The organism is Sphingomonas sp. Leaf9 (assembly GCF_001421355.1).
Lineage (GTDB): Bacteria > Pseudomonadota > Alphaproteobacteria > Sphingomonadales > Sphingomonadaceae > Sphingomonas.
On sequence record NZ_LMKC01000001.1, the window covers coordinates 571,396 to 586,624 of the forward strand.

General features: G+C 66.6%; 17 protein-coding genes. 6 read left to right on the plus strand and 11 right to left on the minus strand.

The genetic code is table 11. The features are described 5' to 3' along the window. Nucleotides 1–137: 137 nt before the first annotated feature. Nucleotides 138–1,880 carry a methyl-accepting chemotaxis protein gene (locus ASE58_RS02785; protein WP_055817664.1) on the minus strand — a complete coding sequence of 581 codons (1,743 nt, stop codon included), beginning with the start codon at nucleotides 1,878–1,880 and terminating at the stop codon, nucleotides 138–140. 183 nt (nucleotides 1,881–2,063) lie between these two features. On the opposite strand from ASE58_RS02785, the gene ASE58_RS18100 reads away from it, so the two are divergent. Both ASE58_RS18100 and ASE58_RS02795 read left to right on the plus strand, forming a co-directional pair. Beyond that, nucleotides 2,064–2,492, plus strand: coding sequence for a hypothetical protein (locus tag ASE58_RS18100; RefSeq protein WP_055760047.1), 429 nt, complete (start codon nucleotides 2,064–2,066; stop codon nucleotides 2,490–2,492). 9 nt (nucleotides 2,493–2,501) lie between these two features. Continuing rightward, complete coding sequence (locus ASE58_RS02795) at nucleotides 2,502–3,320, plus strand: ferredoxin--NADP reductase (protein ID WP_055817666.1); 819 nt, start codon at nucleotides 2,502–2,504, stop codon at nucleotides 3,318–3,320. Between the two features lie 184 nt (nucleotides 3,321–3,504). Here ASE58_RS02795 and ASE58_RS02800 read toward each other — a convergent pair whose 3' ends face one another. From ASE58_RS02800 to ASE58_RS02825, 6 genes are all read right to left on the minus strand, one after another. Further along, entirely contained in the window at nucleotides 3,505–5,637 is a 2,133-nt protein-coding gene (locus ASE58_RS02800; protein WP_055817668.1) for a TonB-dependent siderophore receptor, read from the minus strand. 85 nt (nucleotides 5,638–5,722) lie between these two features. Then, a complete protein-coding gene (locus ASE58_RS02805; protein ID WP_200909282.1) occupies nucleotides 5,723–6,139 on the minus strand; it encodes a GNAT family acetyltransferase in 417 nt (138 codons plus the stop codon). Further along, nucleotides 6,136–7,020 (minus strand): hypothetical protein, encoded by an 885-nt coding sequence (locus tag ASE58_RS02810; protein ID WP_055817671.1) that lies wholly within the window; start codon nucleotides 7,018–7,020, stop codon nucleotides 6,136–6,138. The genes ASE58_RS02805 and ASE58_RS02810 overlap by 4 nt, the downstream gene beginning before the upstream one ends. Nucleotides 7,021–7,092: 72 nt before the next feature. Next, nucleotides 7,093–7,719 (minus strand): hypothetical protein, encoded by a 627-nt coding sequence (locus ASE58_RS02815; protein ID WP_200909283.1) that lies wholly within the window; start codon nucleotides 7,717–7,719, stop codon nucleotides 7,093–7,095. 73 nt (nucleotides 7,720–7,792) lie between these two features. Further along, nucleotides 7,793–8,080, minus strand: coding sequence for a hypothetical protein (locus ASE58_RS02820; protein ID WP_055760031.1), 288 nt, complete (start codon nucleotides 8,078–8,080; stop codon nucleotides 7,793–7,795). A 113-nt stretch (nucleotides 8,081–8,193) separates the two neighbouring features. Further along, complete coding sequence (locus ASE58_RS02825; RefSeq protein WP_055817673.1) at nucleotides 8,194–8,934, minus strand: Bax inhibitor-1/YccA family protein; 741 nt, start codon at nucleotides 8,932–8,934, stop codon at nucleotides 8,194–8,196. 117 nt (nucleotides 8,935–9,051) lie between these two features. Between ASE58_RS02825 and thpR the strand changes: the two genes are divergently transcribed. The 4 genes from thpR to ASE58_RS02845 all read left to right on the plus strand — a co-directional run bounded on the left by thpR (nucleotide 9,052) and on the right by ASE58_RS02845 (nucleotide 11,892). Then, nucleotides 9,052–9,597 (plus strand): RNA 2',3'-cyclic phosphodiesterase, encoded by a 546-nt coding sequence (thpR, locus tag ASE58_RS02830; protein WP_055817675.1) that lies wholly within the window; start codon nucleotides 9,052–9,054, stop codon nucleotides 9,595–9,597. 106 nt (nucleotides 9,598–9,703) lie between these two features. Continuing rightward, complete coding sequence (locus ASE58_RS02835; RefSeq protein ID WP_156347583.1) at nucleotides 9,704–10,036, plus strand: glycine zipper 2TM domain-containing protein; 333 nt, start codon at nucleotides 9,704–9,706, stop codon at nucleotides 10,034–10,036. A 78-nt stretch (nucleotides 10,037–10,114) separates the two neighbouring features. Then, nucleotides 10,115–10,540, plus strand: coding sequence for an OsmC family protein (locus ASE58_RS02840; protein WP_055817677.1), 426 nt, complete (start codon nucleotides 10,115–10,117; stop codon nucleotides 10,538–10,540). Nucleotides 10,541–10,692: 152 nt separating this feature from the next. Beyond that, complete coding sequence (locus tag ASE58_RS02845; protein WP_055818162.1) at nucleotides 10,693–11,892, plus strand: glycosyltransferase; 1,200 nt, start codon at nucleotides 10,693–10,695, stop codon at nucleotides 11,890–11,892. A 52-nt stretch (nucleotides 11,893–11,944) separates the two neighbouring features. Here ASE58_RS02845 and ASE58_RS02850 read toward each other — a convergent pair whose 3' ends face one another. The 4 genes from ASE58_RS02850 to yajC are packed head-to-tail and all read right to left on the minus strand — an operon-like array spanning nucleotide 11,945 to nucleotide 15,212. Next, on the minus strand, nucleotides 11,945–12,310 hold the full coding sequence (locus ASE58_RS02850) for an Mth938-like domain-containing protein (RefSeq protein ID WP_055817679.1): 366 nt from the start codon (nucleotides 12,308–12,310) through the stop codon (nucleotides 11,945–11,947). After that, the gene (gene secF / locus ASE58_RS02855) at nucleotides 12,307–13,263 is read right to left on the minus strand and encodes a protein translocase subunit SecF (protein WP_055760013.1); all 957 of its coding nucleotides are present in this window, start codon (nucleotides 13,261–13,263) and stop codon (nucleotides 12,307–12,309) included. The genes ASE58_RS02850 and secF overlap by 4 nt, the downstream gene beginning before the upstream one ends. 12 nt (nucleotides 13,264–13,275) lie before the next feature. Then, nucleotides 13,276–14,868: a protein translocase subunit SecD gene (gene secD, locus ASE58_RS02860; protein ID WP_055760011.1), complete on the minus strand. Its 1,593-nt coding sequence runs from the start codon at nucleotides 14,866–14,868 to the stop codon at nucleotides 13,276–13,278. Beyond that, nucleotides 14,868–15,212, minus strand: a complete 345-nt coding sequence (gene yajC, locus ASE58_RS02865; RefSeq protein ID WP_055760006.1) for a preprotein translocase subunit YajC — start codon at nucleotides 15,210–15,212, stop codon at nucleotides 14,868–14,870. Before yajC ends, secD begins: the two co-directional genes overlap by 1 nt. Between the last annotated feature and the right edge of the window lie 17 nt (nucleotides 15,213–15,229).

Below are 15,229 nucleotides of genomic sequence, written 5' to 3' on the forward strand. Positions count from 1 at the left end.
GGCTCGAATCGGCAGTATTCAATGGCAGAGCGCAGTCGTAATTGGCTATTGCTCCGCGTCACAACCGGAAAATCCCAGGCTGCGCTGGGATGACGCCTGTTGCCACGATTGCGGTCAGGCCACCGCCCTCTCCCCCTTCACGCCGCCGCGCGATAGGGGAGCGGTTTGCGGGCCTCAGCCGACAGGTGGAAGCGGTCGACGTGATCGGCGAGTGCGGCGGCCTGGTCGGCGAGGCCGCGGGCGGCGGCGGTGCTTTGTTCGACCATTGCCGCGTTCTGCTGCGTGACCGAATCCATTTCGCTGACCGCGATGTTCACCTGATGCAGCCCCGACGACTGTTCGTCGGCGCCCTTGGCGATGGTCGCGACCAGATCGGCCAGTTCGGCGATGCGGCCGACGATCCGCTCCAGCGCGCCGCCGGTTTCGCCGACCAGGTTCACACCGATCTCGACCTGACTGCCGCTGGCCATGATGCGGCTCTTCACGTCGCTGGCGGCGTTGGCTGAACGCTGGGCCAGCGCACGGACTTCGGAGGCGACGACCGCGAAGCCCTTGCCCGCGTCACCGGCACGCGCCGCTTCGACGCCGGCGTTGAGCGCCAGCAGGTTCGTCTGGAACGCGATGCCGTCGATGACCGAGATGATTTCGGAAATCTCGTCCGACGCGCGCTTGATCCCGCCCATCGCATCGACCGCCTGGCGGACGATCCGTACGCCCTCCTCCGCATCGCCGCGCGTCGCCGCCATCGTCGTGTTGGCCTGTGCCGCGCCGGTCGCGGTGCGGCGGACGGTCGCGGTGATCTGATCGAGCGCCGCCGCCGTCTCCTCTAGGCTGGCGGCCTGTTGTTCGGTGCGGCGCGACAGGTCGTCCGACGCGCTGCTGATGTCCGAGGCGCCGTTGCGGATGCCGCCGGTCGAATGGACCACCGCACGCATCGCGTCGTTCAGCGCGCCCATCGCCGAATCGAAATCGGTGCCGAGCTTGCGGAACGATCCGGTCATCGTGTCGCCCAGCCGGGTGTCGAGATGCCCGCGGGCCAGCGCCGACAGCCCGTTGCCGATGGTTTCGACCACGCGCTGCTGCTCCGCCTCACGCTCCGCCGCGACGATCGCGGTGTCGCGGAAGGTTTCGAGCGCGGCGGCCATTTCGCCGACCTCGTCGTGTCGCGCGCGCCCCGGAATGGCCGAGGCGGTATCCCCCGCCGCCAATGCGCGCATCCGGTTCGCCACCGCCTCGACCGGCAGCGAGATCGAGCGGCCGATGCGGTGCGCGCAGAAGGCGACCAGCAGCATCACCGCCAGTGCCAGCGCGCTGAGATACAGCGCCGCATCGAAGATCGCGCCGTTGACCCGATCGATATATACGCCCGATCCGATCACCCAGCCCCATGGCGCATAGCCGGTGACGTAGGACAGCTTGGGCAGCGGTTCCTTCTGGCCCGGCTTCGACCAGTAATAGGTCAGGAACCCGGCCCCCTTGGTCTTCACGATCTGCGCCATTTCGACGAAATGGGCCTTGCCGTTGGTATCGCGGTTGTTGGTCAGGTCGGTTCCGACCAGTTCGGGCTTGATCGGGTGCATCAGCATCGTGGGATGCGTGTCGTTGATCCAGAAATATTCGGTGCCGTCATAGCGCATGGCCTTCACCGCGCTGAGCGCGGCCTGCTGCGCCTGCGCACGGGTCATGCGGCCCGCCACCTCTTCGTCGTGGAAATGCGCGACGACCGAGCGGGCGGCCTCGACCGCCTGGCGGGTGTTGCGTTCGATGTCGCGGTGCATGATCGACGACAGGTGGAACAGGCTGATGCACAGCAGCGCGACCAGTCCGAGGGCGGCGACCGCCCCGATCAGATTGATGCGACCACGAACCTTCAATTGCATGCGTGCCATCCCCACCATTTCCCGTCGGGTCTGTCGCAAAATACTGAACATCACGTTTAAGAATCGGGCGATGCGCGGATCATCGTGCGATCGTCGATGCCCGTCGCACGTCGCCGCCCAGCCCATTGACGCCCCGTTCGATCCACGATAGCCAATGCGAATGAGTATCAATAGCGAGGCTCTATGTACGATCTGATCGACCGGCCGGTAACGGTCCTGTCCCCCGGCGACCGTTTCCTGATCGATGCGATCCGGCTGTGGGTTGCGGCGCGCAGTGCCTGCCAATGTCCCGCCGCGCTGCTGGCGGCGCGCTTTGCCCAGTCGGGCGCGCTCGATGCGCTGGGCGACTTCGACGCGTGGATGACACAGCTGTCGACCCATGCGCGGGTGCCGATCCAGATCAATTGTAAATGCGGGCTTGTGACCGACGATGAATCGGTTCTCTTGACCTTGGCGCGTGATCTCGTAACGGGACGCGATGCGAAGGCGCGGACCACGCTTTCGCTGCTGGTCGCCGAAGAGGCGATCGCCCCCACTTTTTGCGCGCTGGCCCGGACGGCGGCAATGCTCGGACAGGTCGGGCTGCCGCCGGGGACCAACGTCAGGACGTAAGGATTATCGATGACCGACCGCACCGCCGTCGTCCACGGCCTCGAACCCACCAACGCGCTGAGCGTCGAGCGCGTGCGTTCGGTGCGCCACTGGAACGAGCATCTCTTCAGCTTCACCATCACCCGCCCGCCGAGCTTCCGCTTCCGCTCGGGCGAGTTCGTGATGATCGGCCTGCCCGGCGACAACGGCAAGCCGCTGCTGCGCGCCTATTCGATCGCCAGCCCGGCCTATGCCGAGGAGCTGGAGTTCCTGTCAATCAAGGTGCCGGACGGCCCGCTGACGTCGAAGCTGCAGCAGATCGTGCCCGGCGACGAAATCTTCCTTGGCAAGAAGCCGACCGGCACGCTGGTCACCGATGCGCTGAAGCCGGGCGAGCGGCTGTTCATGCTGTCGACCGGTACTGGGCTCGCGCCGTTCCTGTCGCTGATCCGCGATCCGGACGTGTATGAGATGTATTCGTCGATCGTGGTCGTCCATTCGGTGCGCCGCGTATCCGACCTCGCGTTCCGCACCACGCTGGAATCGCACCTGTCGGGTGATCCGCTGGTCGAGGATCAGGCGGCGGCGCAGTTCACCTATGTGCCGACCGTGACGCGTGAGGAATTCCACACCACCGGCCGCATCGACGCGCTGGTCGACAACGGCACGCTGTTTTCGGCCCGCATCGGCGGGGCGCAGGCGTTCGACCCGGCGACCGACCGCATCATGCTGTGCGGTTCGACCGAGATGATCCGCGACTTTTCGGAATATCTCGAAGGGATCGGGTTTGAGGAAGGGTCGAATGCGAAGCCTGGTGATTATGTGATCGAGCGGGCGTTCGTAGGGTAAGGCTGGCCGACGCACCCACGCCGTTCGTCCTGAGTAGCCACTGAGCGAAGTCGAAGGGGCGTATCGAAGGACCGTCACCGGTGCTTCGATACGGGTCTTCGACTTTGCTCAGCCCCTACTCAGCACGAAAGGGGCGCGCTGGACGGATGAGAAAAGGGGGCGGTACCACCGCCCCCTTTTCGCGTCAGTAGCTGACCCGCACCGTACCCAGCACCGTGCGCGGCGCGTTATAATAGCCCTGGTCGAAGTTCAGCGCGCTCAGCGCCTTCGCATTGGCGACGTTGCGGACATTGGCGCTGAGCGACACGCGCGGGGTCAGGTCATAGCGCGCCATCACGTCGAGCGTCGCATAGCCACCTTGCGTGATCCGCACCTGCTGTCCGGTGGTCGACGACACGACGCCCGACGGTTCGAGGTACATGCGGCTCTGGTACTGGCCCGACATGCCGAGCTTCAGCGCAGGCAGCGTGACCGGCGCCCAGACGATGTTCAACCGCCCGGTGTTGCGCGGCACGAAGGTGCGCACCGCCTGATCCTGTTCGCCGCGGATACGCATCGCGGTGAAGCCGCCGGTCGCCTGCACGCCGGGTGCCAGCTGCCCGCTGACCTCCAGCTCGATCCCGCGCGAGGTCGCGTCGACGCCGCGATAAAGGGTCTGCCTGATCGTGGTGTCGTAGCCGGCCGTTTCCGCCGTATTCTTTTGCCGCGCCTGGAACAGCGCGACGCTGGCGTTCAGCCGGCCGCCCAGCCATTCGCCCTTCAGGCCCGCCTCCAGATTGTCGCCTTCGATCGGGTCGATCAGGCGCAGCGTGCCGCCCACCCGCTCCAGCTGGTCCTGCGGATTGAAGATCGTCGCGAAGCTTGCATAGGCGCTGATGTTGCCGGTCAGGTCATAGGTGGCGCCGACGAACGGCAGGAAGCGCGCACGGTCGTAGTTGGTCGGCGCGCCGTAGGACACACCCTCGCTGAACGCGCGGGTGGCGTTGGCGCCGATCATCACCTTCAGCGGGTCGGCGGGGTTCAGGCGCAGCAGGCCGTACACCGTCTCGCGCCGGCTGTGCGTGTCGAGGCTGCGGCTGAAGGCGGGGAAGTTCGGTTCGGGGAACGTGCCGTCGAACGCGGTCGCCAGCGGCAGCGACACGCCGATCAGCGCGTTGTCATAGGCCGAATCCTGGGTGTAGCGCTGCGCCGAACGGTTCGCGCCGAACATCACGTCATGGCTGCGGCCGAACAGCGACACGGTGCCGGTGATATTCGCATCGATCGTCAGGTTGCGCGCGAACGACCGGAACGCGCCGGGATAGCTGGCGATGCCGAGGCCGGTGGCCCGGTCGGGCGCGCCGTTCGGGCCGAAGACATAGAATAGCCGGTCATCCTCGTCGATCGCGCGGCGCTGCACCGACAGCTTGGCCGTCCAGTCGCCGAACCGGTGTGTCACGTCGCCGAACATCTGGCGGTCGGTCACATCGAAGCTGGACCAGTCGGGCGCGGTGTTGGTCGATCGGGCAAGGTCGATGCGGGTGCCGTCGGAATAATAAAGCGGGATCGCGCCCCACATCGCCGCGCGGCTCTTGTGGTTCTGATAGCCATAGCCGGCGCTGACCACCGTATCGGGGCCAAGGTCCGCCTCGACAATGCCATAGCCGGTCCAGCGGGTCAGGCCGTAGCGGTCGAGATAGCTGTCGCCGTCGAGATAGGAGCCGACCGCGCGGGCGCGGATGCCGCCGCCCTTGGTCAGCGGCACGCTGACGTCGCCGTCGAGGCGCAGATTGTCGTACGATCCATATTGAACGCTGGCGGAGGCGGCGAGGTCGCGGGTCGGGCGCTTGCGGATGAAGTTGATGACCGCCGACGGGTTGCCGGTCGACGAGAGCAGCCCCGGCGCGCCGCGCACCACCTCGATCCGGTCGTACATCGCGGTATCGACCGATCCGTTCTGGATCTGGAACGGGAACGGCAGGCCGACGCCATCGATCTGGAACGTCTGAATGTCGAAGCCGCGGGCGGAATAATAGAAGCGGTCGGTTTCCTGCGCCTGCACATTGACGCCTGGCACCGTCGCCAGCAGCGCGTTGATGTCGTTGAGTTGGAAATCCTCGATCTGCGCGCGGGTCACGACGCTGACCGATTGCGGCGTCTCTCGCAGCGACAGCGGCAGGCGGGTCGCGGTGCTCTGCGCCTTCACCGCATAATCATCGCTGCCTTCGGTACGCTGCCCGGTGACCACGATCTCCTCGCCACGCTGTTGCGGATCATCCGCAGCGATAGGAGCCGGGGTCAGCGCGGTGGCGGCAAGGAAGACGGCGATGGAGGACATGCGAAACGATCCCTGTGATGTTTCGCGTCCGCTACGGCTTCGCTATCGCTTTTGCAAGTGACTATCATTAGTCGACCGGCTGCATCTACGTCGCAATATCGATGAAACGGCCAAAGACCGTTACCCCCTGCTCCTCCAATCCGATGCGGCGGTAGAATGCCATGACGGCATGGTTATCGGCGCGGACCATCAGCTGCAGCTTCGGCACCGATCGTGCGCGCAGCCACTGTTCCGCCGAATCGAACAGCGCGGTGCCGATCCCCTGCCCCTGCGCATCGGGTCGCACAGCGAGGTAGTAGAGCCAACGGCGATGCCCGTCATAGCCGACCATGACGCTGCCGATCGGCACGCCATCCCGTCGCGCGACGAGGATGGTCGAGGTCGCGCCGTCCACCGCGCGGGCGAAATCGGCGGCCGGGTCGTTCCACGGCCGGGTCAGTCGAACCTCCTGCCACAGGGCGATGATCGCCGCCGCATCGGCAGGCGTCGCGGTGTCGATCACCGGGCGATGCAGGTGCTGCCCGCCCACAGCGCGCTGACAGTGTCCTTGGCATCGTACAGCCCCGACAGGCCGCTGCTGCCGAATTCACGGCCGAGGCTGGTTTCCTCGACCGGGGCCACGATCACCGCGTCGACATCGGCGCGCTTCGATCCGATCCCGACGCCGCCCATCGTGGTCAGCCCGCGGCCGCGTGCCGACCAGCCGACGAAGCGCCCCTCCTGGAAATAGACGGCGATGCGCGGATAGGTGGCGACGTCGAGCGGCCCTTCGCCGCAATCGGCGTTGCGCGAGCGTTGCGGCAATGCCTGGGTCGCGGCCTCGACCACGCGCAGCACGACCTCCGCCGGGGTGCCGAAGGGCAGCGACCGGCTGCTCGCGCCGGCCACCGTCTGCAACCCGTCGGGCGCAAGGTTGAGCGCGACCGCGTTGCGCGCGGCGGCCTCCGCCCCCGCCGGCGCATCGCAGCGCAAGAGTCGGGTCAGCCCATCGACACCGGTCAGTTCGAGGCTGCCGCCGCTGCCGAGCGCGAGGCGATAACGCCGCTGTTCGGTAATTCCGCTGCGATCGCCGATCACGTCGACATCGACCGCGCCGGCATCGGCGGCGGTGATCGCGCGGGTCGGCAGGTCGGTGTCGCCCATCCGCACCGCATTCGCGGCGATGACGACGCGGCTCGCTGCCGCCGGGTTGGCAGCGCAGGCGGCACCGCTGACGTCCCAGCTGCCGACGAAGCGGGTCGGGATCGTCACCAGCGCTTCAGGGGTCGGCGTCGGCGACGGCAGGACCGGCACGTCCTCGCTCAGATTGGCCGGCGCGGGTGCCTCATCCGCCTGCCCGCATCCGGCCAGCATCGCCAGCAGCCCGATCGTCCAACGCCGCATTCGCTTTCTCCGCTTTTGTCCCCTCGCAGGACTGCCGCAATCGGCCGCGCACGGAAAGGGGCAACGCGCCGGTCAGTGCGGCGTGGTCGCCGCGTCGCGCAAGGGCGTGTTGTCGTTGGCGGCGGACGGCGGCTGCGTCGCGAAATACGCCTTGGCCGGCAGTTCGACGACCGTCACCCGCCCGGCATTGGCCTGTTCGATCGACTGGATGAAGGAGCGCGGCTTCTTCATCAGCTTCTTGTCCTCGACCACGGTCAGGCCCGACCGCCGCGCCGCCTCCGCCACGAAATGCACGCAGTTGCGGCGGTTGAGATTATAGTGCGAATCGCCCTTTTCGCCCCATTCGTCGATCAGCGAACGCACCGACGCATATTGCGCATCGCTCAGCACGACCGAGAAATGGGCGTTGCTCTTGGCGATATAGGATGGCTTCGGCCGATCGATCATGCCGCCGACCGACCCCATCAGCAGGGCGGGCGTAATCGCCTTTGCGGTGAAGCCGTAGCTTTCGTTCACCGCCGGACCACCGGCATCGGGCGTACCCGCGAAGGTGAAGAAGGCATGCGGAAAATTCTGCCCGAATTCCTGCGACCAGAAGGTGATCGTCACCGCCGCCTGTGCCGGCACGATCGCGGCCAGCAAGAGCGACAGCAAGGCAGCGATGCGCAGGATCGGGCGGAACAGCCGGTTGGTCGTCATAGCTGCCTTCTTACCGAGCGCGGCGCGCCGGGAAACCCCGATGCGCCGCCCGAACCGTACCATGTGCTGGCGATCAGTCGCGGTCGTTGTGTCCGGCCAGCTTCGCTTCCTGCTCGGCGTCATAGCCCGACGATGGTGCCGGGCCGTCGCTGCCCGGCTGGAGCGCGCTGGGCGTGTCGGAGGCGTCCATCGATTCGTCGAGCCCCTGGTCGAGCTTCGCATCGCTGTCCGATTCGTCGCGATCCGTGCCGCCGGTACCGGCATCGCCACGCGCCGGGTTCGCCTCGCTCTCCCGCCCATCCGGCGCGACCGAGAGCGACGCCATGGCCTTGTCGTCGATACCGTTGGTTTCGTTGGTCATATCCCTCACTCCTTCCCCGCCCCAACAAGCGAGGACGCCGGGCGTTCCGCCCATGCGAAAAGGCCCGGCAGTTGCCTGCCGGGCCTTCCATAGTGACGTCGTAAAGCGTGGGATCAGTCGCGGTTGCCCATGAACGACAACAGGAACTGGAACATGTTCACGAAATCGAGATAGAGCGACAGCGCGCCGAGGATTACGGCCTTGCCCGCGAAATCGGTGCCGGCGACCTGGAAATACATCGCCTTGATCCGCTGCGTATCATAGGCCGTCAGACCGGCGAACAGCAGCACGCCGACCGCGCTGATGACCAGGCTGAACACGCCCGACTGGAAGAACAGGTTCAGCAGCGACGCGACGATCAGGCCGACCAGCCCCATGATGAGGAAGGTGCCGAACCCGGTCAGGTCACGCTTGGTCGTGTAGCCATACAGGCTGAGCGCCAGGAACGCGGTCGCGGTCGAGAAGAAGGTCAGCGCGATCGACGGGCCGGTATAGCGCAGGAAGATCGTCGACATCGACAGACCCATCACCGCCGCAAACGCCCAGAACAGCCCCTGTGCCGCGCCGGTCGACAGGCGGTTGATGCCGAAGCTCATGACCATCACGAAGATCAGCGGCGAGAACATGATGAGGTACTTCAGCGCGCCGGGCTGGTAAAAGACCTGCGCGGCTGGCGACGTGTCGCCACCCCATGAGAACAACAGCGCGACGATGCCGGTCAACAGCACGCCCGAAGCCATGTAGTTGTACACCGAGAGCATGTAGGACCGCAGCCCCGCGTCGCGCGCCATGTCGGTGGTGCGGTTACGGGTGATCGGTGCGGCCGTCGTCCGGGGATCGGACCAGTTCGCCATTGTAAACTCCTCTTCCCGGCACACATGCCGGATGATGGAAATATCGTCCGGGCAACGGGCGATTTCAAGACAAACGCGGGTAGCAACACTTTGTTACGCCGCTGGGAGGATTCACGCGTGCACCGCCTGTTCGTCGCCCTTCGCCCGCCGGCCGCGCTGCGCCGGATCCTGCTGGACATCATGGATGGCGTGGAGGGCGCGCGGTGGCAGGACGAGGCGCAGCTGCACATCACGCTGCGCTATATCGGGGAGGTTGAGCGCCCCGTCGCCGAGGATATCGCGGTCGCGTTGCAGGCGATCCACGCCCCTGCCCCGACACTGGCGCTGTCGGGCGTCGGGCGGTTCGATACCGGATCGCGCGGGGGATCGCGCGGTCGGGCGATCTGGGCCGGCATCGCGCCGCACGATGCGGTCGCCGCGCTGCATCGCAAGGTCGACCATACGCTGGTCCGCGTCGGGCTGCCGCCGGAGGGGCGCGCGTTCCTGCCGCATGTCACGCTCGCCCGGCTGAACCGCGCGTCGGGACCGGTTGACGGCTTCCTCGCCGCCAACGCCGGCCTGACATCGCCGGCGATGCGGTTCGACCACATGACCCTGTATGAAAGCCATCTGGGGCAGGACGGCGCCTGGTATGAACCGGTCGTCCGGGTGCCGCTGGGCTGACTTGTCCCCAAACCTGAACGAGAGCCTTTCGTTTCGTTCATGAAACCGTCAGCGCGAGGATGCGTTAAGGGGCCACATCAGGATTACGGACGAAAGGAAAAACCCCATGCGCAATTTGATGATGGCACTTGCCGCCGCCTCGCTGCTGGCCCCGGTCGGCCCGACCTTCTCGAAGCACGGCATTTCGGTCGGCAAGACCGATGCTGAAGCACAGCGCCGCCACCGGTATCGCGAATGGCGCGGTCGTGACGGCCGCCGCTACTGCCGCAAGGAAAACGGCACCACCGGTCTGGTCGTAGGCGGCGTTGCCGGCGCGCTGGTCGGTCGCACGATCGATTCGCGTGGCGACCGTACGCTCGGCACGCTGCTGGGCGCCGGCGCGGGCGCGCTGGCCGGTCGCGAGATCGAGAAGAGCGGCAGCCGTAACCGTTGCCGTTGAACCTTAACCGGTCTGGCGAATTCTGAGGGGCGGGTCCGGCGACGGGCCCTCCCCTTTTTCATTCGCAAAGGTTTCGCCATGATCCGCAGTGCATCCGCCCGGTATGAAGGTCTCGGCAAGGACGGCAAAGGCCACATATCCACCCAGTCGGGCGTGCTGTCCGACCAGCAATATGGCTTCAACACCCGGTTCGAGGACGGCAAGGGCACCAATCCCGAGGAGCTGATCGCCGCGGCTCATGCCAGCTGCTTCACCATGGCGTTGAGCTTTGCGCTCGCCGGCGCCGGGTTTAGCGACGGCACGCTGGAAACCACCGCGAAGGTGACGCTGGACAAGGATGGCGACGGGTTCAAGGTCACGAAGTCGGCACTGACGCTCAACGCCAACGTCCCCGGCATCGACCAAGCGAAATTCGAGGAAATCGCGGCCGGCGCCAAGGCCGGTTGCCCGATTTCGAAGCTGCTGAATGCGGAAATCACGCTGGAACACACGCTGACGGCGTAATGCATCGGTCGGGGGTGGCAGGCTTGCCCGTCCCCCCCGTCACCCCGGACTTGATCCGGGGTGACGCATATCTGATCGTACCGCTTCTCTATCGGACGTCGGCCCGCCGTTTTCGCGAAGCCTTCACCCTTTTCGCGCTACACCAGCCGGCGATGCTGCGTGTCCTGACCCTTGCCACCCTGTTCCCCGATGCCGTGCGGCCCAATTTCGGGGTGTTCGTCGAACGCCAGACGCTGGGGCTGGCCGCGCTGGAAGAGGTCGAGGTGCGGGTAATCGCACCAATCGGGCTGCCGCCCTTTCCGCTGTCGCTGCATCCCGCCTATCGCGCCCTGTCGGCCCTGCCGCAGCGCGAGGTGTGGAAGGGCCTGAGCGTTGAGCGCCCGCGCTTCCTGAACCTTCCTGCGACGCAAGGGCGATTCCATGTCGCGGCGCTGGTGCGACGGTTGCTGCCGATGCTGACCCGGCTGCGCGAGACTTTTGCGTTCGACGTGATCGACGCGGAATTCTTCTTTCCCGATGGCCCGGCGGCGGTCGCGCTGGGCAGGCATTTCGGCGTGCCGGTGTCGATCAAGGCACGCGGGGCCGACATTCACCATTGGGGCCACGCCCCCGCCACCGCCGGGCAGGTTCGTGGCGCAGGCCAGGCCGCCGACGGGCTGCTGGCGGTGTCGCAGTCGATGGCCGACGATATCGCCGCCGCCGGGATCGACCGCCCGGTTCGCGTGCATTGCACCGGCATCGACCGCACCCGATTCGGTACGATCGATCGCGCGACCGCCCGGCAGCGGCTGGGGGTCACCGGCCCGCTGGTCGTGTCGCTGGGGGCATTGATCCCGCGCAAGGGACACCGGATCGTGCTGGATGCGGTGGCGGCGTTGCCGGGTGTCAGGCTGTGGATCGTCGGCGGCGGACCGGATCAGGCGGCGCTGGCGGCGCGGATCGCGGAATTGGGCATCGGCGACCGGGTGAAGCTGACCGGGCCGATGCCGCATCGCGATCTGCCCGACCTGCTGGCGGCGGCCGACGTCATGGCGCTGGCATCGTCATCGGAGGGGCTGGCCAATGCCTGGGTCGAGGCACTGGCGAGCGGGACGCCAATCGTGATTCCCGATGCCGGGGGCGCGCGCGAGGTGGTGACGGTGCCGGCGGCAGGACGGATCGTGGCACGCGAATCGAGCGCCTTCGCGCAGGGGATCGCGGCAGTCCTGTCGCAGCCGGCCGACGGACAAGCGACGCGGGCGGTGGTCGACGCGTTCAGTTGGGAGCGCAATGCGGCGGAGTTGCGCGAACATCTGGCGGGGTTGGTCGCGGGGCGGTCGCTCGCCGCGCCTGTCACGCCGGACTTGCCCTGAGGATCGCTTTCGACCGATCCGGGGGCAATAGCGGCATGGGGCCTACTCCCCGTCAGAGCGGGTAGAACGCCGCCGCGATCTGTCGCCCTTCGTCGCGCAGCACGCCCCAGGCGCGGGCCGCCGCGCGGCTGTCCATCGCCTCGATCCCCAGCCCAAGCGCGTCGAGCTGACGGACCAGCGCGCGCGGCGGCTGGCGCAGCGTCGCGCCGGTGCCGAGCAGCAGGAATTCAGGCTGCATCGCCAGTACCGACGCCAGCGCATCGGCATCGAGCGCGTCGAACGCCGGCGGCACCCACAAATCCGCGCGCTGCGGGGTCATCAGCAGCGCGGGATAGATGCCGTCATCGACGCGAAACCCCGCCGTCGTCAGGCCGGAGACGACCGGGCCATCGCCCTTGCGGACCCGGTCGATCTTCACCGCGACGCCTTGCCCGGCGCCGGGTCCTTGACCGTGCCCTCGCCCACCGGCGCACCGGGCTTCAGCCCCAGCGTGATGAGCAGCGACGACGAGACGTAGATCGACGAATAGGTGCCGACGATCACGCCCAGGATCATCGCGGCGGTGAAGCCACGCAGCACATGGCCGCCGAACACGATCAGTGCGGTGAGCGCCAGCAGGATGGTCAGCGAGGTCATGACGGTACGCGGCAGCGTTTCGTTGACCGACAGATCGATCAGCTCGCGCATCTCCATCTTGCGGAACTTGCGCATGTTTTCGCGGATACGGTCGTCGATCACCATCTTGTCGTTGATCGAATAGCCGATGATCGTCAGCACGGCGGCGACGATGGTCAGGTCGAACGGCATCTGCGTCAGCGCGAAGAAGCCGAGCGTCATCAGCACGTCGTGGATGATCGCGACGGCGGTCGAGATACCGAACTGCCATTCGTAGCGGAACCACGAAAAGACCGCGATGCCGACGATCGCCAGTAGGACCGCCAGCACGCCGTTCGTCACCAGTTCGTCGGACACCTTGCCCGACACGGTGGAATAGTTGCTGAAGGTCGCACCGGGAAATTCGGTCGACAGCGCCGACTTCACCCGTTCGACCAGCCGGTCGGTCGCACCCGAATCACCTTCGGGTACCGGCAGGCGGATCGACACGAGGGTCGGATCGCCGAACTGCTGGATCGCAGGCTCGCCCACCCCCAGCCGTTCGATGGTGGCGCGCACCTTGTCGATCGCGGGCGGCGAGGCGAATTTTTCCTCGATCGCGACGCCGCCCATGAAGTCGACGCCGAAATTGAGGCCCCGCACGAACACCAGCCCGACCGCCAGGATGCTGAGGATCAGCGTTACGGTGAACGCGAGCTTGCGCACCGCGACGAAGCGGATGTTGGTGTTGTCGGGAACCAGCTTGATGAGACGCATGACGCTGGGGCCTTAAATGGTGATGTCGGTCGGACGATGGCGGCGCATCCATCCGGCAACCAGCATCCGCGTGAAGGTAACGGCGGTGAACACCGAGCTGGCGATGCCGAGCAGCAGCACGACCGCGAAGCCTCGGATCGGGCCGGAGCCGAGGATCAGCATGATGAGCCCGGCAATGGCGTGGGTCACGTTCGCCTCGAAGATCGTGCGGCTCGCTTCCTTGTAGCCCAGCTCCAGCGACTGCAACACGCTGCGCCCCCGCCTGCGCTCTTCACGGATACGTTCGTTGATGAGCACGTTGGCGTCGACCGCGGTGCCGATGGTCAGCACGAAGCCGGCGATACCGGGCAGCGTCAGCGTCGCCTTCAGGAACGCCATGACCGCGAGGATCATCAGGATGTTCAGCACGACCGCGATGGTCGAATAGATACCGAACCGGCCATAGGTCATCACCATGAAGGCGATGACGGCGATGGTCGCGATGATCGCGGCGGTGACGCCTGCCTTGATCGAATCGGCGCCCAGTTCGGGGCTGACCGTGCTTTCCTGCACGACGGTCAGGTCGACCGGCAGCTTGCCCGAACGCAGCGCGATCGAGAGCTGGTTGGCCGAGTCGACGGTGAAGCCGCCGCTGATCGTGGCGCTGCCGCCGAGGATCGGTTCGTTGATGTTCGGCGCGGAGATGACCGAATTGTCGACGATGATCGCGAACGGCTTGCCGGTGTTTTCCTGCGTCACCTTCGCGAAGCGGCGACCGCCCTCGGCATTGAAGTTGATCGTGACGTTGGGCTGGCTGTTCTGGTCATAGGTCTGGCGCGCATCGGCCAGCTGGTCGCCCGAGATAATCGTGGTGCGCTTGACCGCGATGCCGCCGCCCTGCGCCGGATAGGGCAGGATCTGGCTGCCGGCCGGGGCCTGTCCGCGCGCGACGGCGGCGGGATCGGCGGTCAGGTCGACGAGCTTGAATTCGAGCCGCGCGGTCTTGCCGAGCAGTTCCTTCAGCGCCTTGGGATCGGAAAGCCCCGGCACCTGCACGACGATGCGGTTGCTGCCCTGCTGGATGATCGTCGGTTCGCGCGTGCCCAGTTCGTCGATGCGGCGGCGCACGACCTCGGTCGCGTCCTTCATCGCATTTTCGACCGCAAGCTTGAGGCCGGCCTGCGTCGGGGTCAGGACGAAGCGCGTGGTGTCGCGCACCTCGATGTCCCATTCGCGCTGGCCGGTCATCCCCGCCCCGCCGCCGGTGAGGCTCAGCAACTTTTCGCGCGCGGCGTCGACCTGTGCGGCATCGCGGACCATGAAGCTGATCTGCCCGCCGCGCGTCGAGATATCGCCGACCGCGACGCGCGGATTGCGGCGCATCTCGGTTGCGATCATCTCGCGCATCGCTTCGACCCGCGTCGCCGCGACGTCCTGCGTCTGCGCTTCGAGCAGTATGTAGCTGCCGCCGGCAAGGTCGAGGCCGAGATTGATCGTCTGCGACGCGTACCAGTTCGGCAGCTTCGCACGCATCGCCTCGGGCAACAGGCTCGGCACCGCGAACAGCGACAACAGGATCACGGATGCCCAGATGGCGATCCGTTTCCAGCGGGGAAAGTCGAGCATCAGTCGTTCGCGGGCTTGGCGCCGGCGGGCGGCGTGACTTCGGCGATGGTCGCCTTCACCACGCGGACGCGGGTGTTGGCGGCGATCTCCACCTCGACGAACGTGTCCTCGACCTTGATGACCCGGCCGATGATGCCGCCGGCGGTGACGACCTGATCGCCACGCTTCACGGCGGCGATCGACGCCTGCAGCGTCTTCATCCGCTTCGACTGCGGACGGATCAGCAGGAAGTAGAAGGCGACGAAGATCAGCAGCAGCGGCGCGATGCCGATGAGCGTGCCGAGGAAACCACCCGAAGCCGCAGGGGCGGCAGCGGTCTGGGCGAAAGCGGAAGGTACGAGCATTGCTGGCCTGAATGTCC